General features: G+C 39.9%; 24 protein-coding genes. 12 read left to right on the forward strand and 12 right to left on the reverse strand.

Annotation, left to right across the window (positions count from 1 at the left end):
- Positions 1–79: 79 nt before the first annotated feature.
- Positions 80–508, forward strand: a complete 429-nt coding sequence (locus I585_RS11305; protein WP_010741911.1) for a hypothetical protein — start codon at positions 80–82, stop codon at positions 506–508.
- 66 nt (positions 509–574) lie between these two features.
- Here the strand turns inward: I585_RS11305 and I585_RS11310 are convergent, their stop codons facing one another.
- Together I585_RS11310 and I585_RS11315 are read right to left on the reverse strand one after the other, a co-directional pair.
- On the reverse strand, positions 575–1,558 hold the full coding sequence (locus I585_RS11310) for a LacI family DNA-binding transcriptional regulator (RefSeq protein ID WP_010741912.1): 984 nt from the start codon (positions 1,556–1,558) through the stop codon (positions 575–577).
- 16 nt (positions 1,559–1,574) lie between these two features.
- The gene (locus tag I585_RS11315; protein WP_010741913.1) at positions 1,575–3,074 is read right to left on the reverse strand and encodes a sucrose-6-phosphate hydrolase; all 1,500 of its coding nucleotides are present in this window, start codon (positions 3,072–3,074) and stop codon (positions 1,575–1,577) included.
- 265 nt (positions 3,075–3,339) lie between these two features.
- Here I585_RS11315 and I585_RS11320 point away from each other — a divergent pair, with 265 nt between their 5' ends.
- Both I585_RS11320 and I585_RS11325 read left to right on the forward strand, forming a co-directional pair.
- Positions 3,340–5,292, forward strand: coding sequence for a sucrose-specific PTS transporter subunit IIBC (locus I585_RS11320; RefSeq protein ID WP_010741914.1), 1,953 nt, complete (start codon positions 3,340–3,342; stop codon positions 5,290–5,292).
- On the forward strand, positions 5,285–6,913 hold the full coding sequence (locus I585_RS11325; RefSeq protein ID WP_010741915.1) for a glycoside hydrolase family 13 protein: 1,629 nt from the start codon (positions 5,285–5,287) through the stop codon (positions 6,911–6,913). Before I585_RS11320 ends, I585_RS11325 begins: the two co-directional genes overlap by 8 nt.
- A 42-nt stretch (positions 6,914–6,955) precedes the next feature.
- Here the strand turns inward: I585_RS11325 and I585_RS11330 are convergent, their stop codons facing one another.
- A complete protein-coding gene (locus I585_RS11330) occupies positions 6,956–9,127 on the reverse strand; it encodes an alpha-galactosidase (RefSeq protein WP_010741916.1) in 2,172 nt (723 codons plus the stop codon).
- 90 nt (positions 9,128–9,217) lie between these two features.
- Here I585_RS11330 and I585_RS11335 point away from each other — a divergent pair, with 90 nt between their 5' ends.
- Complete coding sequence (locus tag I585_RS11335) at positions 9,218–10,024, forward strand: helix-turn-helix transcriptional regulator (RefSeq protein ID WP_010741917.1); 807 nt, start codon at positions 9,218–9,220, stop codon at positions 10,022–10,024.
- 66 nt (positions 10,025–10,090) lie between these two features.
- Here I585_RS11335 and I585_RS11340 read toward each other — a convergent pair whose 3' ends face one another.
- Complete coding sequence (locus tag I585_RS11340; RefSeq protein WP_010741918.1) at positions 10,091–10,558, reverse strand: Rrf2 family transcriptional regulator; 468 nt, start codon at positions 10,556–10,558, stop codon at positions 10,091–10,093.
- 107 nt (positions 10,559–10,665) lie between these two features.
- Here I585_RS11340 and I585_RS11345 point away from each other — a divergent pair, with 107 nt between their 5' ends.
- Both I585_RS11345 and I585_RS11350 read left to right on the forward strand, forming a co-directional pair.
- Positions 10,666–11,511 (forward strand): SDR family oxidoreductase, encoded by an 846-nt coding sequence (locus I585_RS11345; RefSeq protein ID WP_010741919.1) that lies wholly within the window; start codon positions 10,666–10,668, stop codon positions 11,509–11,511.
- A 49-nt stretch (positions 11,512–11,560) separates the two neighbouring features.
- A complete protein-coding gene (locus tag I585_RS11350; protein WP_010741920.1) occupies positions 11,561–12,421 on the forward strand; it encodes an SDR family oxidoreductase in 861 nt (286 codons plus the stop codon).
- Positions 12,422–12,471: 50 nt separating this feature from the next.
- Here the strand turns inward: I585_RS11350 and I585_RS11355 are convergent, their stop codons facing one another.
- A complete protein-coding gene (locus tag I585_RS11355) occupies positions 12,472–13,077 on the reverse strand; it encodes a uracil-DNA glycosylase family protein (protein ID WP_010741921.1) in 606 nt (201 codons plus the stop codon).
- A 233-nt stretch (positions 13,078–13,310) separates the two neighbouring features.
- Between I585_RS11355 and I585_RS11360 the strand changes: the two genes are divergently transcribed.
- Genes I585_RS11360 through I585_RS11370 form a run of 3 tightly spaced genes read left to right on the forward strand, consistent with a single transcriptional unit; the run spans position 13,311 to position 15,653 of the window.
- Positions 13,311–14,372, forward strand: a complete 1,062-nt coding sequence (locus I585_RS11360) for an ABC transporter permease (protein WP_010741922.1) — start codon at positions 13,311–13,313, stop codon at positions 14,370–14,372.
- Between the two features lie 12 nt (positions 14,373–14,384).
- A complete protein-coding gene (locus tag I585_RS11365; protein WP_010741923.1) occupies positions 14,385–15,086 on the forward strand; it encodes an ABC transporter ATP-binding protein in 702 nt (233 codons plus the stop codon).
- Between the two features lie 30 nt (positions 15,087–15,116).
- Positions 15,117–15,653: a TetR/AcrR family transcriptional regulator gene (locus I585_RS11370; RefSeq protein WP_010741924.1), complete on the forward strand. Its 537-nt coding sequence runs from the start codon at positions 15,117–15,119 to the stop codon at positions 15,651–15,653.
- A gap of 41 nt (positions 15,654–15,694) precedes the next feature.
- Here I585_RS11370 and I585_RS11375 read toward each other — a convergent pair whose 3' ends face one another.
- A complete protein-coding gene (locus I585_RS11375; protein ID WP_010741925.1) occupies positions 15,695–16,333 on the reverse strand; it encodes a hypothetical protein in 639 nt (212 codons plus the stop codon).
- Between the two features lie 223 nt (positions 16,334–16,556).
- Here I585_RS11375 and I585_RS11380 point away from each other — a divergent pair, with 223 nt between their 5' ends.
- Both I585_RS11380 and I585_RS11385 read left to right on the forward strand, forming a co-directional pair.
- A complete protein-coding gene (locus I585_RS11380) occupies positions 16,557–17,126 on the forward strand; it encodes a TetR/AcrR family transcriptional regulator (protein WP_010741926.1) in 570 nt (189 codons plus the stop codon).
- A gap of 13 nt (positions 17,127–17,139) precedes the next feature.
- Entirely contained in the window at positions 17,140–17,742 is a 603-nt protein-coding gene (locus I585_RS11385) for a hypothetical protein (protein ID WP_010741927.1), read from the forward strand.
- A 43-nt stretch (positions 17,743–17,785) separates the two neighbouring features.
- On the opposite strand, the gene dapD is transcribed toward I585_RS11385, so the two are convergent.
- The 6 genes from dapD to I585_RS11415 all read right to left on the reverse strand — a co-directional run bounded on the left by dapD (position 17,786) and on the right by I585_RS11415 (position 23,970).
- Complete coding sequence (gene dapD / locus I585_RS11390) at positions 17,786–18,487, reverse strand: 2,3,4,5-tetrahydropyridine-2,6-dicarboxylate N-acetyltransferase (RefSeq protein ID WP_010741928.1); 702 nt, start codon at positions 18,485–18,487, stop codon at positions 17,786–17,788.
- 261 nt (positions 18,488–18,748) lie between these two features.
- Positions 18,749–19,504 (reverse strand): 4-hydroxy-tetrahydrodipicolinate reductase, encoded by a 756-nt coding sequence (gene dapB, locus I585_RS11395; RefSeq protein WP_010741929.1) that lies wholly within the window; start codon positions 19,502–19,504, stop codon positions 18,749–18,751.
- On the reverse strand, positions 19,501–20,391 hold the full coding sequence (gene dapA, locus I585_RS11400) for a 4-hydroxy-tetrahydrodipicolinate synthase (RefSeq protein WP_010741930.1): 891 nt from the start codon (positions 20,389–20,391) through the stop codon (positions 19,501–19,503). Before dapA ends, dapB begins: the two co-directional genes overlap by 4 nt.
- A 153-nt stretch (positions 20,392–20,544) precedes the next feature.
- A complete protein-coding gene (locus I585_RS11405; RefSeq protein ID WP_010741931.1) occupies positions 20,545–20,877 on the reverse strand; it encodes a DUF2568 domain-containing protein in 333 nt (110 codons plus the stop codon).
- A 163-nt stretch (positions 20,878–21,040) separates the two neighbouring features.
- Positions 21,041–22,870 (reverse strand): glucose PTS transporter subunit IIA, encoded by a 1,830-nt coding sequence (locus I585_RS11410; RefSeq protein WP_010741932.1) that lies wholly within the window; start codon positions 22,868–22,870, stop codon positions 21,041–21,043.
- 20 nt (positions 22,871–22,890) lie between these two features.
- The gene (locus tag I585_RS11415) at positions 22,891–23,970 is read right to left on the reverse strand and encodes an SIS domain-containing protein (RefSeq protein WP_034708949.1); all 1,080 of its coding nucleotides are present in this window, start codon (positions 23,968–23,970) and stop codon (positions 22,891–22,893) included.
- 200 nt (positions 23,971–24,170) lie between these two features.
- Between I585_RS11415 and I585_RS11420 the strand changes: the two genes are divergently transcribed.
- Positions 24,171–25,226 carry a LacI family DNA-binding transcriptional regulator gene (locus I585_RS11420; RefSeq protein ID WP_010741934.1) on the forward strand — a complete coding sequence of 352 codons (1,056 nt, stop codon included), beginning with the start codon at positions 24,171–24,173 and terminating at the stop codon, positions 25,224–25,226.
- Positions 25,227–25,512 lie beyond the last annotated feature (286 nt).

Raw genomic sequence — 25,512 nt, forward strand, 5'->3', positions numbered from 1 at the left:
GGCCAAAAAGGCTTTTGTGATGCCTTCTCATTTTAGCGTATACTTGATTTATAAGAAAAATCGAAAGAGGAGGAACGAAATGAATTTCACGAAAATCACCGCGATTTATACGATGATGTATGCGATTATCAGCTTTATTCTGTTAGTAACGATTGGTGTCTTTACGGTTGCTTCCAGAGGAGCCGTTATTTTGACGCCATTTGTTGGACCGCCTTTTTTCATCGGTTTTCTGCATATTGTCGGCTTTATTTGTGAAATTATTTGTTTCCGTGTGAATAAGAATTTTCCTGCGAAAAGGAGACCCGTCCTTCTTTCCCTAATTTTTTATATCATCGAAATAGTTGCTTTGGTTCTGCCATTTATCGGTATGTTTGCAAAAATGAATACCTATCTTATACAAAATGTGGTTCTTTACGCAATGGGAAGTATCCCGGTGACGAAGGTCTGTTTATTGGTTTTGTCGCTTATTATTTTGGTGAAGTTTCGCAAGAGAAAGGACACTATTTAAAAAGATCGAAAAAAAGGTCGCTTCAAAAAAGAAGCGGCCTTTATATGTTGGGAAAAATCTATTAAATTAGGTCGTTTTGCCTTGGATGAGTTTGATCGGCAGCGCGTAGTATTGCTCCAATTCTTTTTCTGGGTCTGTAATTCGCTGAATCAATAAATCTACCAATAAATCAGCAAAATCAGAAATTGGTTGGGCAATCGTCGATAATTGCGGGAAATAATTTTGAACAAATTTTGTTCCATCATAACCAATCAATTTTAAGTCCTCTGGAATAGAGATCTTCATTTCTTGGCAGATATTATAGACTAAGATAGCAGTTAAATCGTCTGTACAAAACAAGCTGTCCAAATCTTCATTTTCCAAAATCCGCTTGATTTCTAAAGTCTTCAGAGCCATTGAATTCGCTCTGGAATCAATCGCAAACACTCTAGACTCCAATTCTTTCTCTGCTAAAAATTGTTCATAACCTTCTAAACGTCCGTTAGTAGGGGAGTTTGATTTTAAACTTCCAGTAAGAATCCCGATTTTTCTGCATCCACGCAAATATAAATTTTCGGTTGCTAGATAGCCGCCGTGGAAGTTATCGCTGCCGATAATCGGAATTGATTCAGACAAATGGCGGTCAAATGAAACGATCGGCAAGCCGATGTCTTCATACTCTTTGATGCCCAAATTATGTGCGCCGGCGATGATCCCATCCACGCGATTTGCGGAAAGCATATTGATATAGGCACGTTCTTTTTCCTTATTGTTGGCACTGTTGCAGAGAATGGTCTTGTAGCCTTGCTCAAATAAGGTGGTCTCCAGCTTATCGACCAGCTCACCAAAAAAAGGATTGGAAACTGTTGGAAAAATAACTCCGATTAATTGAGTATTTTTTCCCTGCAAAGAACGGGCGAGAGAATTTGGCTGATAATTTAATTCCTTCATCGCTAAATGTACTTTATCAATAGTCTTTTGACTTAATGATCCATAATTATTGATTACGCGCGATACTGTAGTGGGAGAAACGCCTGCTTTTTTTGCGACATCTGTCAGTTTGATTGCCATCGTATCATTGTACTCCTTAGTCGTTTTTCATATTGCGCAAACACCAGAAATCACCAGAAAAATCTCCGGATGTTCCTTCAAGGTAAACATCCTTTTCATTTTCAGCCGGAAATACTCGCGCAGTCAAAACGTGCTGTCCGCCATTCACGAAAATTTCGCAAACAGAATGATCCACAAAGATCTGTAAGGACAATGGTTTGTTCTCTTCAAGTGAGAGGCTGCGAGTTGTGCCGTATTCCTGAGCAAATGGATTGCTGACGTGTGTACGATCTACACTAATCATACCATTTTTTGCGTCGAAATCGAGGACTAATGAGTGCTCCATTTCCTCATCTGAGTAAAGTAGAAGACGCCCTTGACTGTCTGCGGAAAAATCGAGCACTAACTCATAACAATTATTGGTTTTATCAGCAATCACAGCGGCTTTTGGTGACAACTTTCCACTAACAGAGGTTTGATCTTGTCTCAACTCGATCAGTTCCTTTACAGGAGTTTGGTACAATTGACCATTTTTAAGCTGCAATTCTTTGATGATACTGAGGCAATGAGCCCAGCCTTCTGAATCACTAGGGTATTCCACTTCAGGAAGTCCGATCCAGCTCACCGCTAAAGCTCTTCCGTCTGGCGCATTAAAGGCTTGAGTAGCATAGACATCAAATCCATGGTCTAAATTGCTTAACGAACTTGCGTTTTTTAGAGCAGGCTGCTCACCGTCAAAGGTATCAGCAATAACGTAAGTATTTGGATAAATATTTTGATAGTCCATAATGTTTTTATCAAGACCTTGCGGGCAGAATAGTAAAACCGGTTTGTCTTCAATAAAGATTAGGTTTGGACATTCCACCATGAAGCCCATTGACTGATTTGTGAAATCTAAAGGCCCCTCAAATTGCAGATCTTCTAATGTTTCACCAGAGTAAACCAATACTTTTCCTTCAAGCTCTTCGGTTTGTGCACCAATCAGCAGCCAATATTTATTTTGATAAAAAAGAACCTGCGGGTCACGAAATTCATGAGTATATCCTTCAGGCGGTGCAGGAATAATCGGTGTGGCATCTTTAGTGATTACGCCATCTCTACCCATATGGGCCAACATTTGATAAGAAGTTCGCGTCCAATCAGCATCACGGACATTTCCTGTATATGCCAAAACTAACTCATCGCCGATGACGATTCCTGAGCCTGAGTAAACACCATGCTTATCATAAGGCGAGTCGGGGAGCAGAGCGATTCCTTCAGATTGCCAGTCTACGAGATTTTCGGATGAAACGTGGGCCCAAGATTTCACTCCATGAACGGGTCCCATCGGATAAAGCTGATAGAAGAGGTGCCACTTGCCATTGAAATAAGAAAAGCCATTGGGATCGTTTAGCAGTCCGCTTTTTGGTTGGACATGGTAACTTTGCCGCCAATGAGACTTGCGAATAGTTTCGTTCAAAAAAAGTTGATATTTATCGTCCCATTGATGGTAAGGCAGGTAGCGCAGGTCATCGGTCCATTTTTTTATTAGTTCCATCTTTGATATCTCCTTTTATACAGATGCAAAGTTTATTCGTTTGTTAAATGTTCCATATCTTTTTTAGCAAACGCATTCTTTCGCTATAAAGATACTTCAAAAACGGATGATTGTCAAACGTATATCAAATGTATAAATCTTATATTTGCTTGATTTATTACCAATAAAATTTTTTATTAAAATCATTTTGATAAACGTTTGACATTTATGGAATATGTTGTATGATAAAAGTGAAAAAAGCGATTACATTGGAAGGGGAAAAATTATGAATCATAAAAAAGTAGCCGCAGAAGTAAACAAAGCATTAGGAGAGGGGAATATTCAAGCCGCCGCTCATTGTGCGACTCGATTACGGTTAGTGCTAAAAGACCCTAGCAAGGTTGATCACACTGCTTTAGACAATAACGAGGATGTCAAGGGGACATTTGAAGCTAATGGTCAATTCCAAATTATTATTGGTCCGGGAGATGTGAACAAGGTTTATGCGGAATTGGTAAAATTGACGAATGTAAAGGAAGCGTCTACAGAAGATTTGAAGGCTGTCGCTGCCGAGGGTAAGAAACTAAATCCGATTATGGCATTTATCAAAGTCTTATCAGATATTTTTGTACCGATCGTTCCTGCGTTAGTAGCGGGTGGGCTATTGATGGCGATCAACAATGTGTTGACCTCGCCGAATCTATTTGGTCCGCAATCAGTAGTTGAAATGTTTCCCAATATTAAGGATATTGCCAGCATCATTAATTTATTAGCTTCAGCACCGTTTGCCTTTTTACCGATTTTAGTTGGATTCTCGGCAACTAAACGCTTCGGTGGTAACGGGTATTTGGGGGCAGCGATGGGTATGGTTATGGTTATGCCCGATCTGATTAACGGATACGGTGTTGCCAACGCGATTACAGAAGGAACGATGCCTTATTGGAATATTTTCGGCTTGCAAGTAGCGCAGGCTGGATATCAAGGTTCTGTATTACCAGTGTTAGCTGTTTCTTGGATTTTAGCAACGCTAGAAAAATTCTTCCATAAAAAAATCTCTGCCGCATTTGATTTTACCTTCACACCAATGTTAGCAATTATTATTACTGGTTTCTTGACCTTTATTTTCGTGGGACCTGTGATGCGGACAGTTTCAGATGGATTAACCGATGGCTTAGTCTGGTTATATCAAACGACTGGAGCAGTCGGATTAGGAATTTTTGGTCTATTTTATTCACCAATCGTAATTACCGGTTTGCACCAAAGTTTCCCAGCAATTGAGACGACTTTGCTAGCGGATGTTGCCCGAACAGGGGGATCGTTTATTTTCCCTGTAGCTTCCATGGCTAACATCGCGCAGGGGGCTGCGACCTTGGCAATTTTTGTTTTAACAAAAAATGAAAAGCAAAAAAGTTTAGCTTCTTCTGCAAGTATTTCTGCACTGCTTGGGATTACAGAACCGGCGATTTTCGGGATTAATTTGAAACTTAAATTCCCATTCATCTGTGCCATGATCGCCTCTGGCGTAGCAAGTGTTGCACTTGGATTATTTCATGTATTATCTGTAGCGATGGGGCCTGCGAGTGTGATTGGCTTCATTTCAATCGCACCAAAATCGATCCCATTCTTTATGATTGGTGTCGTAATTAGCTTCGTATTAGGGTTTGCTTTAACCTTTGTTTACGGAAAAAATAAAATGGATGTTCCTGCAACTTCAACAGCTGACGGTCAAGAAGCTGTTGTGATCAATGAAGATCCTGAACAAGCGATGGCTGTTCAAGATGATGTATTGGCGGCAGTGGTTTCTGGAAAAGTTGTTCCATTGAAGGATGTCAATGATCCCGTGTTTTCTACTGAAATGATGGGTAAAGGTATTGCGATTGAACCTGAAAGCGATCAGTTATTCGCACCAGCGGATGGTGTGCTGACGGTCATGTATGATTCGAAACATGCCTATGGAATTCAAGCGGACAGTGGTGCGGAGATTCTCATTCACATCGGTATCGATACGGTTAATTTGGCGGGGAAATTCTTTACGACCGATAAAAAGAAGGGTGAACGAGTTAAAAAAGGTGAATTGTTAGGAACCTTTGATAGAGCAGCGATTAAAAATGCCGGATATGATGACACCGTCATGATGGTGATTACGAACTCTGCTGCTTATGGTGAAGTCAGCGGCTTAAATAAGATACAGGTCGTTTCTGGCGATGATTTAGTCGCAGTGAGTGCCGCCAATGAGTAATAACTGGTGGCAAAAAGCAGTCATCTATCAAATCTATCCACGAAGCTTTCAAGATAGTAACGGCGATGGAATCGGCGATTTAAATGGAATCATCCAAAGATTGGATTATCTCGCTTTTTTAGGGGTTGACGCTCTTTGGCTGAGCCCGGTATATTCTTCGCCGAATGATGATAATGGCTACGATATCAGTGATTATGAAGCCATTGGATTTGAGTACGGCTCGATGGCTGATATGGATCGATTGATTCAAGAAGCTGCGCAGCGAAAAATTAAAATTATTATGGATTTAGTGGTGAACCATACCTCAGATGAACATGTATGGTTTCAAGAGGCATTGAAAGGTAAGGATAATCCTTATCATCAGTTCTATGTTTGGCGAAGTCCAGTTGATGGCGGCGCGCCGAATGATCTGCAATCAAATTTTAGCGGTTCTGCTTGGACCTATGTTCCACACTTAGATGAGTATTATCTGCATCTGCATTCAAAAAAACAGCCGGATTTAAATTGGGAAAACCCGCAAATGAAGCAGGCGATCTGGGACATGATGAATTTCTGGCTGGCTAAAGGAGTCGGCGGTTTTCGCTTAGATGTGATTGATTTAATCGGCAAAGAACCTGATCGCGGGATCACGAAGAATGGTCCTAAGTTGCATGATCTGCTGCAAGAAATGAATCGCCACACCTTTGGCAAGCATGATGTTGTCACTGTCGGCGAAACGTGGGGAGCCACACCTAAGATTGCAGAACTGTATTCGAATCCAGCAAGAAATGAATTATCGATGGTTTTTCAGTTTGAGCATATCAATTTGGACAAACAATCAGGTAAACGAAAATGGGATTTAAAACCCTTAAATCCGCAAGAATTGCATGAAGTTTTTTCAAAATGGCAAACCGAGTTGGATGAAAAGGGCTGGAATTCTTTGTTCTGGAATAATCACGATTTACCGCGCATTATTTCCCGCTGGGGTGACGATTCAGAAGAGTTTCGACTAGTGAGCGGCAAGATGTTGGCGATCTATCTACATTTTATGAAGGGGACTCCTTATATTTTTCAAGGGGAAGAGCTTGGGATGATTAATTATCCGATCAAGGAAATTCAAGAAGTTGATGACATTGAAAGTATTCGAATGTACAATGAACGACTTGCGCAGGGGTATCCCGAAAGTGAGTTGATTACATCAATCAATGCAAAGGGACGCGACAATGCACGCCATCCGATGCAATGGGATGGACAATTAAATGCCGGGTTCTCATCGGTCGAACCTTGGCTGCCGGTACATCCGAATTATCCAACAGTCAATGTAGAGGATGCATTGGCAGATGAAAATTCTCTTTTTTACACGTATAAACAACTCATTCAATTAAGAAAAAAATATGATGTGATCGTGTATGGAAAATATCGGGCAATTAAAACAAACAATCCGTTAGTTTTGGCTTATCAACGATTTGATCAGAACGATGTAGTGACAGTGGTGGTCAATTTTTCGAACACCACTCAACAATACAGCTTAGAGATTCTATTGTCGGATAATGAACGATTAATTCATAATTATCCTGAACGCTCGGAACAGTGGCATGAATTAGCTCCCTATGAAGCGTACGCCGTTCGAAAAGCAAAATAAAAGCATTGCCCGCTATATTACTTGCGGGCAATGCTTTTTCTTTTACACTTTCTTCCAATGGAATAGGAGTGTGGAGAAGTCTTCTTTGATTCGTGGAATTGCGATACCGGCATAATTTAATTCGGATCCAGACACGCATTGTCCTGTATCTATGTTTTCATAGATTGTTTGATCATCTAAATAATGTGTTTTCAAATTTTTCACAGGTACGGCTGGTCGAGCTAATCCATTGAAATAGATTACCGCAGCTTCTGTATCATTGACAAACAACCATGCGGAAGCAAAGAACTCATTTGGTGCTTGCAGGCGATAGAATTTTCCAAATTGGAATAAGAGGCGATGCACCTTATAGAAAGTGATTTGCTCGATAATTTTATTTTTTTCATTGTCTGGCAGACTAGTAAGATCTAATTCATAACCTAGATTCCCACTCATGGCAATCAACCCGCGAGTATGCAGACTTGTTTTTCGACCTACTTGATGATTTGGCACAGGAGAAACATGGGCTCCCAACATGATCGGCGGATATAAATAGCTATAACCAGCTTGGATTTGACTGCGGCAAAGCGCATCGGTATTATCGCTCGTCCAAGTTTGCGGCATGTAACACATCATTCCTGGATCAAAGCGGCCGCCGCCGCTTGAACAATTTTCGAATAAACAATCTGGATACTGCTTAGTGATTGTTTCAAGTATGCGATAAAGGCCGAGTACGTAGCGATGCGAAATTTCCTTTTGCTGAGCTGCTGGGAAAGCCAAACTACCGACTTCAGTTAAATGCCGATTCATATCCCATTTGATATAATCAATTTTTCCCGTTGCTAAATAGTTGCTCAAAACCTCAATAAGATAATCTTGGACAACAACTTGGCTTAGATCCAGCACCAGTTGGCGGCGCCCTTCAGTCATCGGATAATCAGGAACCTGTAAAACCCAATCTGGATGCTTTCCATATAAACGACTGTTTTTCGAGATCATCTCAGGTTCGAACCACAAACCGAATTTCATTCCTTTTTGCTGGATTTTTTTTGCCAAGCCGGCAATACCCTGCGGCATTTTTGCTGGATTTTCGAACCAATCCCCCAGTGAAGAAGTGTCATCATCACGGTGACCAAACCAGCCATCATCTAAAACAAAGAGTTCGATTCCTGTGTCTTTAGCCAAGTCCGCTTGGTCAAGCAAGTCCTTTTCTTTAAAATCGAAATAGTTGGCCTCCCAAGTGTTTAGCAGAATCGGCCGTTCCTGTTTTTGCCAAGAAATAGGAACCAACTGTTCTTGATAAACTTTGTGGAATGTTTGTGACATGCCGTTAAACCCTTCGTTCGAATAATTAATTACGACTTCTGGTGTCTGAAAGGTTTCTTTCGGAGCCAAACACCATTCAAACGTTTCAGGTTGGATTCCCAACTGCACACGGCTAGAGCCATACTGTTCAACTTCCACTTGAGCAGCAAAATTCCCGCTATAAACTAAATGAAACGCGTAAACTTCTCCTTGAAATTCATCAGTTGTAGAATCAGCCAAAGCCAAAAATGGTTGGTGCTGCGGGCTGCTGGTACCGCGAGAGCTCTCAATTTTTTGGATGCCAGTATGCAGAGCTTGTCGAGCTATGTTGGCTTCATTAGTGTGAGCGCCTGTTAATGTGACCATATCAAAATCATTTCGCGGCAGGTCGAGCATCATCGAACCGGCATTTTCGAGAAAAACAGTTTCTTTTCCGTGATTAATAAAGCGAACATTGCGGGTGATGACGGGATGATCTTCATAAAGATTGTAGACAAGCGTCATTTCTAGCTGTTGGATCTCATCAACCAGCATGATTTCTAAAGTTGTGGCATTTTCCCCGCGTAAACTGGGCAGTCCATTCAAAGGCACTTTCCCAGAAGAGATAGTGTGATCACGATAAAAGAAATTTGTAACATTTGATCCGTTCATTCGTCGGATTTGATAATTACTGATCCGATGATCTCCGGTTCCTTGAGTGCTTGTTTCCATAGGCAAAGCATTTAATGAAAAGGTTCGATCCGCTATATCTGGATTTGTCGCAAAGCCGCGATCGATTCGCTGCAAAGCATTGCTCCCAGTATAAAAGGGGAGAACTTTTCCAAAATAGCGATGGGTAATATATTTTTCTTTTTCTATTCCGATAATGTAACTGATATGTGAATTAGACAGGTGGAACGTTTGCTTTTCGAAATCAAATGTAATAGGCATGGATATTGCTCCTTTCTGCTGTATACTATAATCATAAGTAAATAGACAGAGGCGGACAAGAATAAAAAATTTGAACTAGGGGGTAAAAAATTGCAGGATTATTTTTCAGAGAGCTATTATTATTTGGAAAATTATGGGTTGCCTTATCTCAAAGGACTTGGATTTGGACATGGTGGGGAACATTATTTCTGGGATAACAAAAAGCGAAAAGATCATCTAATTGTGCTGCAATATACGTTGGCAGGAACAGGATATTTTGAAATGGAGGGGCAACGGACCATTCAAAGAAAAAATAGTTTTTTCCTGGCCGAGATTCCTAGCGATTGTTGTTATTATGGCGAAAAAGACTGGCGGTTTTTGTATTTTGAATTTTCCAAGGAAGCTCTTCAATGGTTCTTTCCAATAAATCAAACGCATCTGGATAGTTCCTCGCGGTTTCAAGAATTGCTGCTGACTATACATGATCAATTGAAGGGGCAAACAGATGTCGATTTTTTTGAAAATTCTCAGTTGGCTTATTCCTTAATCGTAGCGCTAAAAAAAGAATTGCTGACGGTACGAGTAGAAAAATATCCGTTGGCAAAAGAAATAAAAGATTATTTGGAGCAGCAGTATCAAAAGGAAATTGGTTTAATGGATATCGAAGAGCACCTTGAATTATCTAGGTATAAAGCGATTCGCTTATTTGAAAAAGCCTATACCGTTTCTCCGATGGCCTATTTAAAAAAATATCGAATCAAACGAGCATTACCATTTTTGCTGGATAATCAGCGAACTATACATGAGATTGCCAAGCTAGTTGGAATGTCGAACGGAAACTATTTTGCTAAGGTTTTCAAGGCAGAGATGGGGATGTCTCCAAGCGACTATCAAAAAAGCCGACATAATTTCAAATAAGACTACTTGTCAGTAATAAAACGTGCACCTCTTATATACAAGAAGTGCACGTTTGTGTGCCAATGATTATAAGAAATCTTGAATGAAGTCCCGATTTTCGGGTCTTTTTTTTAGCTCTAAATGAGCAATTTTTTGGATCAGAGTATCTAAAGTGACTTCGTTCATTTCATCTTCGACCTTTTTCTGCAGGGCATCATAGTTCTCGTTCAATACATCTTGGATATTGGCGCCGACGATACAATCAGGATTGGTTTTTGGATCTACTTGAATCAGCTTTGTATTGCCCTCAATACTCTGATAGACATCCAGCAGTGTAATTTCCTCTGGTCGTTTTGCCAGCGTTGGATTGGGTTTTCCTATTTGTGTCAGAATCAGACCAAATTTTTTCAATTGGCTCATGATTTTTCGAATATTGGCGGGATTGGTCTCCACGCTTTTAGCGATCATATCACTGGAGAGAAACTCCGTATTTTTATAAATTTCGATATAAGTGAGAATGTGGAGCGCATCACTAAACTGCATCGAATATTTCATTTTTATTCGTCCCTTCAAAAACTCTTTCTTGACATATCTTATCATACTACGTATTATCAAAGGTGTAAATTATAAATGTACAGCAAAAAAATGAAGGAGTGGCTATTATGAACTATTTAGTAACAGGAGCAACTGGTGGATTTGGCGGTTATGCCTTAGATTTCTTGAAGGAAAGTGTACCTGACTCTGAAATATATGCCTTAGTTCGCAGTGAGGAAAAAGGCGAGGCATTAAAGAAAGCTGGTTTTAATACACGTATTGGTGATTACGCGGATGCGGAATCGATGAAAGCAGCCTTAAAGGGTATCGATCGTTTGCTATTCGTTTCCGGTGCGCCAGGCAATCGGCAAGAAGAACATGGAAATGTTGTTGATTCAGCTAAGGAAGCCGGTGTATCGTATATTGCTTATACAAGTTTTGCAGGAGCGGATCACGCAACAAGTCCTCTAGCTGCTGATCATCTCTTTACTGAAAAACGCATTGAAGAATCAGGAATCCCTCATACCTTTTTACGAAATAATTGGTATTTAGAAAATGAAATGCCGATCGTTCAAGCGGCATTGACTGGCGATAAATTTGTTTACGCGGCTGGTAATGGGAAGACTGGTTGGGCATTGAAACGCGAGTATGCAGAAGTTGCGGCAAAAGCATTATTAGGTGAAGATTTCCCAGCAATTCTTGAATTATCAGGAAAACCTGTGACTTACGAAGTATTGGCTCAGGCATTAAAACAAGCAGCCGGGAAAGAATTCGACGTGGTCAATTCAGACGATAAGGGCTTTGTGGCAAATTTAGCAGCGAGCGGTCTTCCTGAATCAGTGGCGGAAATCTTTTTATCTTTCCAATATGATATTAAGAATGATCAGTTGGATGTCGTTTCCGCTGATTTTGAAAAGGCATTGGGCAGACCGCTGGTTAGTTTAGAAGCTGGATTTAAAGAATTATTAGCCTAAGTGATGAGGATAGGCGTGTATTTTGATTGAGGAGAAGGAAGTGGATGGAATGAACTTTGCAGTAACTGGTGCCGCTGGAAATTTAGGGAGTCGTGTGGTGACTAAGCTGGCTGCTTTAGTCGATAAGAAAAATATCGTGGCGCTCGTGCACACACCAGCTAAAGCACAAAACTTAAAAGAACAGGGCGTAACAGTCAGAGCAGGCGACTATACGGATGTTGACAGCATGATTGCGGCATTGAGGGAGATTGATCTGGTGATTTATATTCCCAGCAAGACTTATGATGTGGTTCAGCGTGTCTTGGAACTAGAGAACACGCTGACTGCGATGAGGAAAGCAGGAGTCAAGAAGATTATTTTCGTTAGTTTCTTTGCCGATCAGGAAAAGAATCCTTTCACTATGTCTCCTTATTATGGTTACGCGCCAAGACGTTTGGCCGGCTCTGAATTTGAGTATACGGTCGTTAAAAATACGCTGTATGCTGATCCGTTGGTTCCGTATTTGCCGGAATTGATTGAAAGAAAACAAATCATCTATCCGATTGGGGCAGAAAAACTGTCATTTATCTCACTGGAGGATAGTGCGGAAGCGTTGGCCAAGTTAGTTGTTCAGCCAGATTTACGAGATCAAGGTCAAACTTATTTGCTCAGCCAGAAGGAAAACTATTCGATGGATCAGTTGGGCTCGATAATGAGCGATGTGACGGGAAAAGAAATCGGCTATCAGCCTGTTACGCTAGAAGAATTTGCGGAGATTTATCGTGGTGACGGCGATGGCAAAGAACTGGCTTCCATGTATCAAGGCGGTGCATTGGGATTATTAGGAGAAGTGACGAACGATTTCGAGACGATTACTGGGCACGCACCGCTGGATATGAGGCTCTTTTTACAAGAAAATTATAATAAATAGTTAATCGGCTCTCTTATCTTATAAACAAAGATAGGAGAACCGATATTTTGTTATTCTGGTTTTTTCGTAATAATACGAAACATAGTGGCAAGATCCTCAGACGCCATTTGCACCTTTGACTTTTCAATCAAAATGTTTTTGCCAGTCATGATATATGAGGGCATGATTCGAATGTCCTGATAGAAAATTTCACTTTTCCGTATTTTGTAAGTAGAGATGGCAGGAACGGCATTTTTCTTGGTCGCTTTTTTTGTTATTCGATTAAAGCATTTCTTTGCGACATCACCCATCAGCATAATAACCTGAACATTTGGAAAAAGGGACAGTTCTTTTTCCAAATAAGGCAAACTTTTCTCGATACTGGCATTATCGACTGTGGATTCTGTCTTAGGCATCTTTATCGCATTTGTCAGATAAATGCCTTGATCTAAAATTTCCTGAACCGTTGTGACCTCGATACCGGCCTTTTGAAATAATGGAATTGTCGTTTCTAGATAGGTTGCATCTTCTGATCCATAGAAATCATTTTCTGGATAGGCTGGAACGACTTCATTGATCATGATTGCCTTTATCGATGCTGGATCGATAGTGATGTCGTTCAAATAAACCAGCGGATCGCTGCCAACCTCTTTTTCAATTTCCTGTTTAATATTCATCTTCTAACCTCCTATAAAATCAGTGTACTATACAAATCTTGACAAAGTATGTCCAGTTTTCGTAAATTGGGATGTTTAAAAGCGAAATAATGAATCGTTTTTAAGGTCACAGTCTGTCCCCAAAAAAGTGAATGAAAAGAAAATATTAATTTTGCCCTCCGAGCAGATTAGTTTCCTTCGAAAATTAATCGTGTTACGGTAATTTTATCAACTGATAAGTGGAGGTCTTTTTTATGTTTTTAGCGATTAATGAAATCAAACATTCCAAGCTGCGTTATACGTTAGTGATGGGTGTCATGTTTTTGATTGCCTATCTGGTGTTCTTTTTAACAGGGTTGGCTTATGGGCTGGCACAGGACAATCGGACGGCAGTAGACAAGTGGGATGCCGACAGTATTCTTTTGACAGAGGAAGCGAATAATAATTTGAATATGTCTATGATCCCTTTGAAAACCTTTGATGAGGTGAAGGCGGATGAAAAAGCGTATCTTGCGCAAACGGCCGGAGTCATAAAAGGCGAGGGCGGAGAAAAAATTGATGTCAGCTTTTTCGGGATCGACAAGGATCAATTTTTAGCACCGAAATTGACCAGCGGAAAAATGTTCTCCTCCGATGATGAAGCTGTCGCTGATATTTCTCTGAAGGATGAGTACGATTTGAAAATCGGTGAGACTGTTAAAATGGCCGGAAATGATAAAACATTGAAAATCGTCGGTTTTACAAACAACGCGAAATTTAATGTAGCACCGGTTCTTTACACAACAATCGGCGCATATCAGGAAATTCGCTTTGAAACGCAAGGAACGAGTGAAAACACTCGAATTAACGCGATCATCACTCGTGGGAAAGTTCAATCCACTCCTGACGATTTAGATAAGACGGATATAAAAAGTTTTATCAATGATCTGCCAGGCTATAGTGCTCAAGTATTGACCTTTGGCTTTATGATCGGCTTCTTGATCGTAATTGCCGCGATCGTAATCGGTATATTTATCTATGTATTAACGATGCAAAAGGCAGAGATCTTCGGTGTTATGAAGGCCCAAGGTATTTCTAGCAGATACATTTCTAATTCCGTAATTGCGCAAACCTTTTTACTTGCGACTGTTGGAGTAGTGATCGGACTGGCCGCAACATTGGGAACGGCACTGGTGCTGCCCGATGCGGTTCCTTTCCAAGTCAATATGCTGTTCTTTGGCGGTATTAGTTTGATGATGATTGCGGTAGCGTTGATCGGTGCGTTCTTCTCAGTTAGAACAATCGTCAAGATCGATCCATTGAAAGCAATCGGGTAAGGGGGAGAAAACATGAGTGCAATTGAATTTAAACAAGTAGAAAAAACATTTAAAGATGGCGATTCAACGATCGAAGCGTTAAAGGAAACCAATTTTTCAGTCGAAAAAGGAGAGTTTGTCGCGATCATCGGTCCTTCTGGTTCAGGGAAAAGTACCTTTTTGACGATTGCGGGCGGTCTGCAATCACCCTCAAGCGGCGAGGTGTTGATCAATGATGAAGACTTTAGCGAAAAGAAAGAGAAAGATCGGGCGAAGCTGCGGTTCAAAGAGATTGGTTTTATTTTACAAGCATCGAATCTTGTTCCGTTTTTGACGGTCAAAAAGCAATTAAAATTGGTCGATAAAGTCAGCAAAAAAGAGAATTCCGAGGTTGCTGAAAAGCTGTTCGAACAGCTGGGCATCGACAGTTTAGAAAATAAATATCCAGAAGAATTATCCGGTGGGGAACGACAGCGTGTCGCAATCGCTCGCGCATTGTATCATGATCCAACGATTATTTTGGCCGATGAACCGACAGCAAGTCTGGATTCCGAGAAAGCCTATGAAGTCGTTAAAATTTTGGCGAAGGAAACCAAAGAAAAAAATAAGGCGACGATCATGGTGACCCATGATACTCGTTTAGTGAAATATTGTGATCGTGTGTTGGAAATGAAGGACGGTCAATTAAAAGAAAAGTCAATGAATGAGGATGAAAAGGAGTCTTATAGCGTATAATAAAGTATCAAAGAAAAATGAGGCGATTCGATGTACGAAGAGATTTTGGATGTTGCCGAAGAACTGTTTATGAAGCAAGGCTATAATGACACTTCCACTCGGCAAATCGCAAAGATTCTTGAGATTACGCAACCGAACATTTACTATCATTTCAAAAATAAAGAAGAGATTTATTATCAGGTGATGCTGCGTCTGGCAAATGAGGTTGGAAAAAATTTGAGCGAACTATCCGCTAAGGACACAACCTTTGAAGAGAAAATCAAGGCAATGGCTTTTTATTTACAAGAAAGACATCCGTTCAGCTTGTTTATGATGATGCATGATATTCAGCACACTGTTTCACCAGAAGTATCAAAAAAACTCTTTTCGCTGTGGGAACAAGGCTACAAACAGCCCTTTGTCACTGTGTTTGAGCAAGAAGATAAGATTCGGTCCACGGTCGATTCGGAGTTTGCGGTGCGCCAATTGTTCATTTTAATCTCCGCATATCTTGATCTGCCAGCAGAGATTAAACAAGAAAATCTAAACAAAGCCGTGGAAATTTTTTTCTACGGGGTGTTGGAGTAATAGAAAAGTCCCATCGTCAATTATGGCGATGGGACTTTTGCTTACGCTAAGACAGCTGCGATCATATCTGGCAATTCTTTTTTCATAACGCGTTTTGTTGATAGAGCGTCAGTATAAGTAATTGTTTGATCAGCTACGACCGTTGCTAATAATTGACGGTCTTTTTTAGGCGGGTTATAGAAAACCTCGATTGATTTGTCAGTGTCTGACCATTCTGCAGAGTAGTTTGTCTTTGATTTTAATGATTGATTCAAAGCTTCTGCTTGTTCGGCAGTTACTCCAGTACTCGCTGGTTCTTTGACTACATCAGTTAAGATATCTTGAGCAAGTTCCGTTGCTTTATCAGTATCAACATCGACAGGAGTCTTTTTTTTGAAGCTTTCTGACCATAGGTTATAGATACTATTAGTCAATTGGTTCAACGTATCTGTTTGCGGTTTTTTAATATGCGCATCAACTAGGTCCTTGAATGAGTGATCCTGCTCAGCACTTTGAATATGACGTGTTTTTCCGTCAGGTGTTTTCTCATCGAGATGGATTCGGTGAGTTTCTGCTTTGTCGAAATAAATCTTTACATCACTATGGATATGACTAGCTAATGTTTCTTCGACTTGAGCAAAAGTTTTGTTAATTTGTTTGTTGCGATTTTTGATTGTTTTTTTGATACTTTTTAAATTCACGAGTATAATTCAGTCGCTTTCTTTTAAGAATTGTTCTAATCCGATTGTATTATAGCATACTTCACTAAAAGTGCAGTAAGAATAAGGTAAAAGATGTTATTTGATTCGAAAAAATGAACGAAATTTTGGTTAAATAGAGTTTAAATTAGTTTTCATTAACTTGTCGACTATTTGAACATCGTTCAGTATAATGGAGCTGAACGATGTTCAGGGAGGTGGAATCATGAGTGAAAGAAACAATGTTAAAGAGGAAATTATTAAAGTAACTACTGAACTTATTGAAGAAAATAATGGAAACGTAGATCGTATTACCGCCCGAGTGATCGCAGCAAAAGCCAATATTGGATTAGGACTGATCAATTATCATTTTGGCAGTAAGGAAAAGTTGATTTCGATTTGTGTGGAACGAATTATTAGCGAAGTGATTTCAAATTTTGATCCGACAAAGGAATATTCGACAGATAGGAAACGACTTATCGCCAGTGCGACACATGTTTTTCACTTTCTGTTTGAGCATCCAGCCATTGCCAAAATTTCAATTCTATCTGATTTGCAAAATTATACGCTGAAGAGCAACTCGGTATCTACTCAATTAGGGTTCAAAAATGCATTGAAAAAAGAAACGGATAGTTCGAAAAAAGCAAATGTCTCATTTATCCTAACAGCTGCGATGCAGGTCGCTTTTTTAGGCGGCGGTACGATGAAGGATTTATTGGGTTACGACTTCAAAAAGTCAACGGATCGAGCGCGATACATTGAGATGTTAGTAACTACAATTTTGGTCGACGATTAAAAGGGGTGAGCCGATGAATAAGCAAATTGTAAAAATTTCCTCATTGATCAATGTTCTGGCAGTTTTCAGCTTTGCATTATCTATGATTGCGGGTTCAGATTTTTTAAGTTACTTCAGTGCCATTTTTATCGCGTTTAGTTTTGTCCCAATGATGTGTGCCTTTTGTTTTTACGCAAAGCCGGAAGTGAAATTGGCGGGGAATCTGGCTATAGTATTTTCGGTAATGTATGCTTCGCTGATCTTGCTGGTTTACTATGCTCAGGTGACTGCTGTTCAGGCTGGCGGTTTATCTAATGAAATGACCGCCATTCTTGATTTTCAGCAATTCGGACTGTTTTTCAACTACGATATGTTAGGTTATGCGTTAATGTCATTAGCCACTTTTTTTGCTGGATTAACGTTAACCGCGAGTAGCAGGTCTGACAAATGGTTAAAAATTTTATTATTGATTCACGGTATTTTCTTTTTCAGCTGCTTCTTTATGCCAATGCTTGGTTTATTTAAGCCAGGAATGGTAGGCGGGGAGTGGATCGGTGTGGCGGTTTTGTTGTTTTGGAGTATTTATTTTATACCGATCGGTCTCTTGTCCTTTTATCATTTCTCGAGGTATAAATAAAAAGCAGTTACGAAATTAAAGTACCATTTCGTAACTGCTTTGCTTATCTTAAATCATCCAAAAATTCAGTTTTTCCTGGGTCGATCTCGTCTTTCATTTTAATGATCTTAGCAGGGGTACCCGCAACGACTGCGCCAGCAGGGACATCTTTTGTAACAACTGCACCAGCTGCTACAACGGCATCTTTGCCAATGTGAACACCTTCTAAAATAACGGCGTTGGCACCAACTAAAACATTATCTTCCACAACGACCGGTGAAGCACTAGGTGGCTCAAGGACTCCTGCCAACACTGCACCTGCGCCAATATGCGCATGCTTTCCAACGGTTGCTCGAGCACCTAAAATAGCTCCCATGTCAATCATCGTACTTTCACCAATTGACGCGCCGATATTAATGATCGCGCCCATCATGATGACTGCTTTATCACCAATTTCCACACGGTCACGAATCAAAGCACCTGGCTCGATTCGTGCATTGACGGATGAGATATCCAGCATCGGTATCGCTGAGTTTCTACGGTCATTTTCTACATGAACATCTGTGATTTTGCCTTGTTGTTCATTTAATACTTCTTGTACGGCCTGACTTTCACCAATCAAGATCCAAGTCTTTTCTTGACCGAAAAATTGAACCTTTTCTTTTGTAATCCCCGCTAAGTCTCCTTGGATATAGGCTTTCACCGGGGTCATTTTTTCGGCGTTTTTGATATATTTGGCAATTTCATAAGGATCGGTTAAAGTCATTGAATCTGCTCCTATCTCGTATAAAGGTAATTATTTTTTCTAAAAAACGAAAAAATAAGTTTGATTCTCATCACGTATATCATCCAACTAAACATTGAATACGAAGTTTAGCATTCGGCGGTTATCCTGATATAAAATCAGGTCTTACTGCGAAAAGTTGGACTGACATCCTATCTCGTATAAAAGTAATTATTTTTCAAAAAGTAAAAAATAAATCTGCTTCTTGACATATATATAAGTAGTTTTTTTCAACAGCGAAAACTAGCTTTCGTCGATTAATTTTTCCATGTCGTATAGGCCGGTCGTTTTATCACTTACGTATTTTGCGGCTTTGACTGCTCCGCTAGCAAAGATATTACGTGATAAAGCTAAATGATTCAACTCAATCACCTCATCAGGACCAGCATAGATTACTGTATGTTCACCTGGAATCGTTCCTCCGCGAACAGCGTGGATACCTAACTCTGACAAAGGATTTTCTAAATCGTTGCCATGACGGCCATAGATATAGGTTTTCTTTTCTTCGACTGCGTCATTGACCGCATCGGCCAGCAGAAGGGCGGTGCCGCTTGGAGAATCCTTTTTCTGATTGTGGTGCTTCTCAACGATCTCGATATTGAATTCGTCCTCTAAAACAGGAGTGATTTCACGAATCGCTTTTGCTAACAGATTGATTCCCAAAGACATATTAGCTGAGAAGAAAACTGCCGTTTGTTCAGCCGTTTTTGTAATTTGTTCTTTTATCTCATCAGTCAGTCCGGTTGTCGCCACGACTACCGGGATTTTTTTTGCTGCTGAATAGTCCAATACCGCAGGAACGGCTGAATAATGAGAAAAATCAATGATTACGTCCGCATCTACCTGACAATCTGCGATAGATTGGTAAGTAGGGAAGTCAGCGGAAAACGTTTCGCGGTCGATTCCGGCCACGACTTGCATTTCAGGTTGTTGTGCGATCATTGTCTGCAAAACATGGCCCATTCGACCATTGGCGCCGCTTAAAATAATTTCGATCATTTAGCGACCTCCAAACCGTAAGCAGTCATTTCCTTTTTCAAACCTTCAACTGTTTCTGCTTTCGCAGCTGAAAGGGGAAGGCGGAAGTTCGGTTCGATTTTTCCTAATAGTCCAACGCCAGTTTTGACTGGAATTGGATTTACTTCAAAGAAAATTGAATGGATCAATGGTAATTGAGCTAATTGCAGGTCCTTCGCTAATGGGAAATCACCGTCCAGTAATGCTTGGGTCAATTCATGGGTCTGACGGGGAGCAATGTTTGCGATTGTTGAAATAGAACCGCGTCCGCCAAGCGCCATAATTGGCAATACTTGATCATCATTTCCAGAATAGATGGTGAAATCTTCCGGCATGATCCGAGCGATTTCAGCGATCTGGGAAATATTTCCGCTGGCTTCTTTGATTGCTACCACATTTGGGATCTCCGCTAAGCGTTTAACCATTTCTGGCGCGATATTCATATTGGTACGTGAAGCTACAGAATATAAAATGATCGGTAATTTCACGCTTTGTGCGATTTTTTGATAATGTAAAAACAGGCCTTCGTCTGAGGCTTTATTGTAGTAAGGAGTCACGATTAATAGGGCATCGGCGCCAACTTTTTCCGCACCAGTCGATAACTCGATAGCGTGCTGTGTGTCGTTTACACCTGTTCCAGCAATGACTGGAACTCGTCCGTCGGCCTTTTTGACGACTGCCTCAATTACAGCAATATGTTCGTCATTGGCTAAGGTAGATGCCTCGCCGGTAGTTCCGCAAGCGATAATTGCATCGGTTCCTTCGCTGATTTGCCACTCAACAAGTTCCTCTAATTTCTTGTAATCAACAGCACCATCGGCTTTCATAGGTGTGACTAATGCGACACCAGATCCTTCAAATATTCTCAAGGGAAACAACTCCTTCTTCATTTTTTATTTTTAGAAAAGGCCTTTCTATAAGAAAGGCTCTTTAATAGTAGAATTATATCTTAATTATGAGTGAATGCCAACGTAAATCTCATGGATTTTTTAATCAAGGGTAATCAAAAAAAACAAGGACAATTAGTGTCCTTGTAAGTTTAAGAGATACATCAACAATAAATCCAGACTGGCAATCAAAAAGTAAGCGATCCCGATTTTATTGCCGAAAAGCGAAAAGAAGGCGAATGTACCGATTGAATAAACGGCAAGCTCCAAAATTAATTTTGCGCCGCCCGTCAGTACAGTAGGTGATTTTGGCGCACCGTATTTTGCCCAAACGAACGTAATGATCACCGCTAAAGCAACGAAAATTAATTTTTGATAGATTTCCTTTTTAATAAATACACCGCTGAAAAGTCCAATAACCGTACAGACTTCGAGTAAAAAGCGGATTCCTAAGACTAAACCAGCCAACAGCACGACCTCCAAGAATTTTTCTTTCTATTCTATAGAAGGAAGTTCTTGATGTCTATAGAATAAATACCCTAATTGTTTAAGCAAATAAAACAGAATGACTATTTTATTTATAAAAAATCTCACTTCACATTGGCTGAAGTGAGATAGATCAATCAAAAGGTTAGGCAAAAATTCTTTCTTGCGCAGATAGAATGGATTCTCTTACATCGACTTGAAGCTCATTATTCTCTGGGAACACCACAATAATCGTATCATCAATTTCTTTTTGTTTAAAGAAATCAAGATCAATGTTTGCAATTTGTGTTTTTTCCGAAACCTGCTGGCCCTCTTTAACAAGGATATCGAAGCCTTCTCCATTTAGAGAAACGGTATCCAAGCCCATGTGAATTAAAGCTTCTGTGCCAGTTTCAGACTGGATGATGATCGCGTGTTTTGTTGGAAAAATTGATTTAATAGTTCCAGCAATGGGGGAGTAGATTTCTCCATTTTCTGGAATAACTGCAAAACCATTGCCCATCATTTTAGTTGAAAAGACATCATCATTCACTTTTTCTAAGTTGATGACATTTCCTTTTACCGGATTAAAAAGGTTTGTACTGATTTTTTCAGATACATTAGACAATTCATCTTCCTTGCTGTTTTGTCTTTTTCCGATAAGAATCGTTAAACCCGCCGCGATGATGAACGTAGCTGAGATTGCGATGACTTCATAAATCATTTTTGATTCCGGACCATTGAACATTCCTAGCATGAAGACATTCAAAACAGGGGCAAAGCCATAAAGTTTTACTCGGAAGAATCCAGTTAACGCGCCACCAACAGCCGCACCAATACAGCCTGCAATGAATGGATACTTTTTCTTCACATTCACACCGTAAAGTGCAGGTTCGGTAATTCCGAAGAAAGCAGAAACGGCGGCGGAAATAGAAATTTGTCTTTCATCACGATTTTTTGCGGTGGCAATAGAACCCACGACTGCACCAAACTGACCGAAGACGGCTGACATAAACATAGCCATGATGGTATCAAATCCCAGCACTTGCGTATTGATTTGCCCAATTGGAATGATTCCCCAATGTACACCGAAAATAACGAAGAATTGTCCGATTCCCGCTAACAAGCCACCGGAGATTGTTGGACTCAACTCATAGAGCCAAGCATATCCGTTCGCAATTCCAATCCCAATATAGTTGGCAAGGGGACCGATGAGTGCAAAAACGATAAAACCAGTAATTAATAGAGAAAAAGTAGGTACGAAGACTAAGGCCGCAACTTGAGGAATGATTTTCTTCATCCATTTCTCCACGTGAGCCAAAAAGTAAACAGCGAAAACAGTCGGTAAAACGGCACCGCCATATATTTTCAACGGAATCGTGAATGCTCCCATGACTACCTCGCTTGGAAAATCTGCGGAAGTCAATGGAAAAATTAACGCTGCAGCAAGAGCGACTGCAGTATAGCGACTAACTTTAAACTTGTCAGCAGCAGTGATCGCGATAAAAATAGGTAATAAAGTAAAAACTCCGGATGATAAGGCATTCAAAACGGCGAATACAAAAGAAGCCTCATCGATTACTTGAGTCATTTGTAAAAGAACAACTAATCCCTTTAGCACGCCGACAGCTGCTAGAATATTAATATAAGGTGTAAAAATTGCAGAAATTGTTGATAGTAAACGATCTGAGATTTTTTTCTTTTCTTGCGGTTCTGCCGAAGATTCTCCTTCGGCAGTTCCTAGATCACCTACGAATTGAGTGAGTGTCTCGTAGACATCTGTTACTTTTGGTCCGATAACTACTTGATATTGTCCGCCGGTTTTTAGAGCTTTCATGACAATCGGCAGATTATCAAATTGACTTTGTTGAACTTTCCCATAATCTTTTAACGTAAAACGAAGTCGTGTTGCGCAATGGGTCAAACTCAAAACATTTTCTTTTCCGCCGACATTACTTAAAATCACTTTAGCAGTTTCATCATAATTTGCAGTCATTTCATTTTCCTCCTAATTTTTTATGCATAATCCCCAGGTTTCGTTTTACTGTTCATGGCTACGCCAAAGTCCGTATAAATTCGTTTGGGTAAATTATTACCTAATGCTTCAGCGATATGATGAGCCAGCAGTTGGAAGGGAACGATCATGAATAGAGGTGCTTTGTACTCATCAATCTCTAAGTCCAGTCCAAGTGTTCGGTCATCATTGCTTTTGTTCAAAGTCAGAGTATAGAGATTTTTCACATGCTGCTGTTCATAGTCACGCAATCGCAATAAGCGATCATTGACCGGAGAATTCGTTTCGATAAAAAATAGTTGATGATTTGGATTGACTTCCAAATAGGGTCCATGCATGAATACTTCGATATCCATTCCTTGGCTAGGAACTCGAACGGTTTCACAAAATTTCGTTTGCATTTCTAATGCAGTGCCGATCGCTGATCCACAGCAGAGAGAAGTGAAACGGGATGCTTGAACTAACTGAACTGCCCAACGATCGAAGAAGCGTTCTGTTTTTTCAATCACGGCAGGCAACTCTGCAATGGCTTTTCTAAACTCTTGTAATTCACTTTCTTCTTGAGAAGCATCCAATAAGTTTACGTTTCTTGCTGCTTTCAATCCCATAAGCATCAATTTTAAAATAGTGGCAGAAAAACCCTTTGTGACGTAGCCGACACGTTCTTCACCATTTTCAATGTCAATTACCGTATCAACAACAGTAGCAATTTCGCTAGTTGTTTTTCCAGTAAGTCCAATGCGTTGAATCTGGGGGTGTTCTTGACTGATTTTCTGCAAGGCATTGATTGTTGATGTGCTTTCACCACTTTGAGAGATACCGATAATTACATCGATTTCTGGACGAAGTTTCTCGTAATAATCGAACTTGAAAGGTTCCTCGATCGAAATATGGATATTAGTCATTTTCTCGATGTAATATTTTGCGCTGAAAGCGGCATTGATACTTGAACCAGTAGCCAGAATTAGCCAATTTGTTCCCGTAATGCTAGGGACATTTTCTGGATACCCTTTCAATATGGTGTTAAAGATTTCAGGTTCTTCGTTGATATAGGTCATCATGGTTGGATTTTTTTGAATCATAAAAATTGCCTCCTTATTTTCGGTAACGTTTCCGGAATCAGTGTATAATATTTCACTCAGTAATGCAAGAGTGTTTTTCATATTGTTTTTATAATAATACGTAATAATCGGCAACGTTACCGACATTTGATTTTAATTTGACCTGGTTATCGTTTTAAAACATAATGAGTAGAGAACGTTTCATGAATGTGAGGGTGTATATGAATACTAAAGTGACCATCAAAGATATTGCTCGAATTGCTGGAGTTTCAGTGAGTACTGTTTCACGCGCAATTAATGATGATAATGAGGTATCAAAAAAAACAAAAGAAAAAATTGACGCGATTATTCGTGAGCAGAACTATCGTCCAAGTATGTTGGCTAGAGGAATGGTCTCAAAACGAACAAATATGATAGCGCTGATCGTTTCAGATATTACGAATCCTTATTTTTATCAATTTATTGCCAATATTGAGGAGACATTGATCGATCAGGGATACACACTTTCGCTTTTTGATACGCAAACTGCCAACGCCCATAGTGATTCAAAGAAAAAAGAAATCGAAATAAATATTTTCAAACAGATTCAGGAAAACAATTTTGATGCAGTGATTCTTTTAGGCGGCCTCATTGATCGAGTCACTTTAGATGATGAGTATTTAACAGGTTTGCAAAATTTAGCGAATGATATACCTACTATCATAGTAGGCAGGAGAATTTCTCAGCTGAACAATAAAAAAGCAAAGATTATTTTTATTGAGCGAGATCAAGAATTAGTAACACAATTTTTGGTTACTCATGTAATAAAAAAGGGATATAAAAAAATAGCTTTTATAGGAGGAAATGCATCAGGGTGGGTTACAGTTGCTAGAGTAAATGCTTTTAAAAATACGCTAAGGCAACATGGACTAGCATTTGATGAACAGCGGGTTGTTAACAATAACTTTTATGCTCAGGACGGATATGACGGTGTTCTGCATTTGCTAGAACGTAATGTTGAATTCGATGCGATCATTGCTATTAATGATCGCGTTGCCCAAGGCGTGATACGCGGCTTGATTGACGTAGTCGAGGAATCAACTAAAATCGGTGTTGCCAGCTGTGAACATTTTACAGAGAGTATTTTCAATAATCCAAGAATCACCTCTGTTGACCATAACTTGAAGGATCTAAGTAAATTGGCGGTTGATACGCTGATTTCTTTAGTCGAAGGCAGTGAAATAGTTGAGGAAGCCCAAAAAATTCTTCCTAGACTAGTTTTGGGAGAATCAATCTAATTCTATTTTTGTATATTAAAGCAAGTTCATCTAATTTTGAGTTTTTGGAAGATTAGAAGAGTTTGCTTTTTTAACTTTACTTTCTTCCAAAGAATCCGCTACACTAATATTGTGATTGATTGAACGATGCTGTTGTTATGAAATGTCAGGAGGTGGGGAAAATGAAGAAGTATACGGCTGCTTTTACATGAGTGTGAGGAAGTCCTTACTTAGAAGTTTCTAAGAAGCACTCTATTTTCCCTGCTCAACAGAGTCTTTCCCAGCTGAATCGGGAAGGATGTTCATA

Origin of the sequence: Enterococcus malodoratus ATCC 43197, assembly GCF_000407185.1 — a bacterium.
In the GTDB taxonomy this organism is placed as follows: Bacteria; Bacillota; Bacilli; order Lactobacillales; family Enterococcaceae; genus Enterococcus_A; species Enterococcus_A malodoratus.

Excerpts from the sequence above, each read along its gene's own strand:
- I585_RS11305 (WP_010741911.1), top strand. The coding sequence starts at position 80 with ATGAATTTCACGAAAATCACCGCGATTTATACGATGATGTATGCGATT.
- I585_RS11310 (WP_010741912.1), bottom strand. The coding sequence starts at position 1,558 with ATGGCAATCAAACTGACAGATGTCGCAAAAAAAGCAGGCGTTTCTCCC.
- I585_RS11315 (WP_010741913.1), bottom strand. The coding sequence starts at position 3,074 with ATGGAACTAATAAAAAAATGGACCGATGACCTGCGCTACCTGCCTTAC.
- I585_RS11320 (WP_010741914.1), top strand. The coding sequence starts at position 3,340 with ATGAATCATAAAAAAGTAGCCGCAGAAGTAAACAAAGCATTAGGAGAG.
- I585_RS11325 (WP_010741915.1), top strand. The coding sequence starts at position 5,285 with ATGAGTAATAACTGGTGGCAAAAAGCAGTCATCTATCAAATCTATCCA.
- I585_RS11330 (WP_010741916.1), bottom strand. The coding sequence starts at position 9,127 with ATGCCTATTACATTTGATTTCGAAAAGCAAACGTTCCACCTGTCTAAT.
- I585_RS11340 (WP_010741918.1), bottom strand. The coding sequence starts at position 10,558 with ATGAAATATTCGATGCAGTTTAGTGATGCGCTCCACATTCTCACTTAT.
- I585_RS11345 (WP_010741919.1), top strand. The coding sequence starts at position 10,666 with ATGAACTATTTAGTAACAGGAGCAACTGGTGGATTTGGCGGTTATGCC.
- I585_RS11350 (WP_010741920.1), top strand. The coding sequence starts at position 11,561 with ATGAACTTTGCAGTAACTGGTGCCGCTGGAAATTTAGGGAGTCGTGTG.
- I585_RS11355 (WP_010741921.1), bottom strand. The coding sequence starts at position 13,077 with ATGAATATTAAACAGGAAATTGAAAAAGAGGTTGGCAGCGATCCGCTG.
- I585_RS11360 (WP_010741922.1), top strand. The coding sequence starts at position 13,311 with ATGTTTTTAGCGATTAATGAAATCAAACATTCCAAGCTGCGTTATACG.
- I585_RS11365 (WP_010741923.1), top strand. The coding sequence starts at position 14,385 with ATGAGTGCAATTGAATTTAAACAAGTAGAAAAAACATTTAAAGATGGC.
- I585_RS11370 (WP_010741924.1), top strand. The coding sequence starts at position 15,117 with ATGTACGAAGAGATTTTGGATGTTGCCGAAGAACTGTTTATGAAGCAA.
- I585_RS11380 (WP_010741926.1), top strand. The coding sequence starts at position 16,557 with ATGAGTGAAAGAAACAATGTTAAAGAGGAAATTATTAAAGTAACTACT.
- I585_RS11385 (WP_010741927.1), top strand. The coding sequence starts at position 17,140 with ATGAATAAGCAAATTGTAAAAATTTCCTCATTGATCAATGTTCTGGCA.
- dapD (WP_010741928.1), bottom strand. The coding sequence starts at position 18,487 with ATGACTTTAACCGATCCTTATGAAATTGCCAAATATATCAAAAACGCC.
- dapB (WP_010741929.1), bottom strand. The coding sequence starts at position 19,504 with ATGATCGAAATTATTTTAAGCGGCGCCAATGGTCGAATGGGCCATGTT.
- I585_RS11410 (WP_010741932.1), bottom strand. The coding sequence starts at position 22,870 with ATGACTGCAAATTATGATGAAACTGCTAAAGTGATTTTAAGTAATGTC.
- I585_RS11415 (WP_034708949.1), bottom strand. The coding sequence starts at position 23,970 with ATGATTCAAAAAAATCCAACCATGATGACCTATATCAACGAAGAACCT.
- I585_RS11420 (WP_010741934.1), top strand. The coding sequence starts at position 24,171 with ATGAATACTAAAGTGACCATCAAAGATATTGCTCGAATTGCTGGAGTT.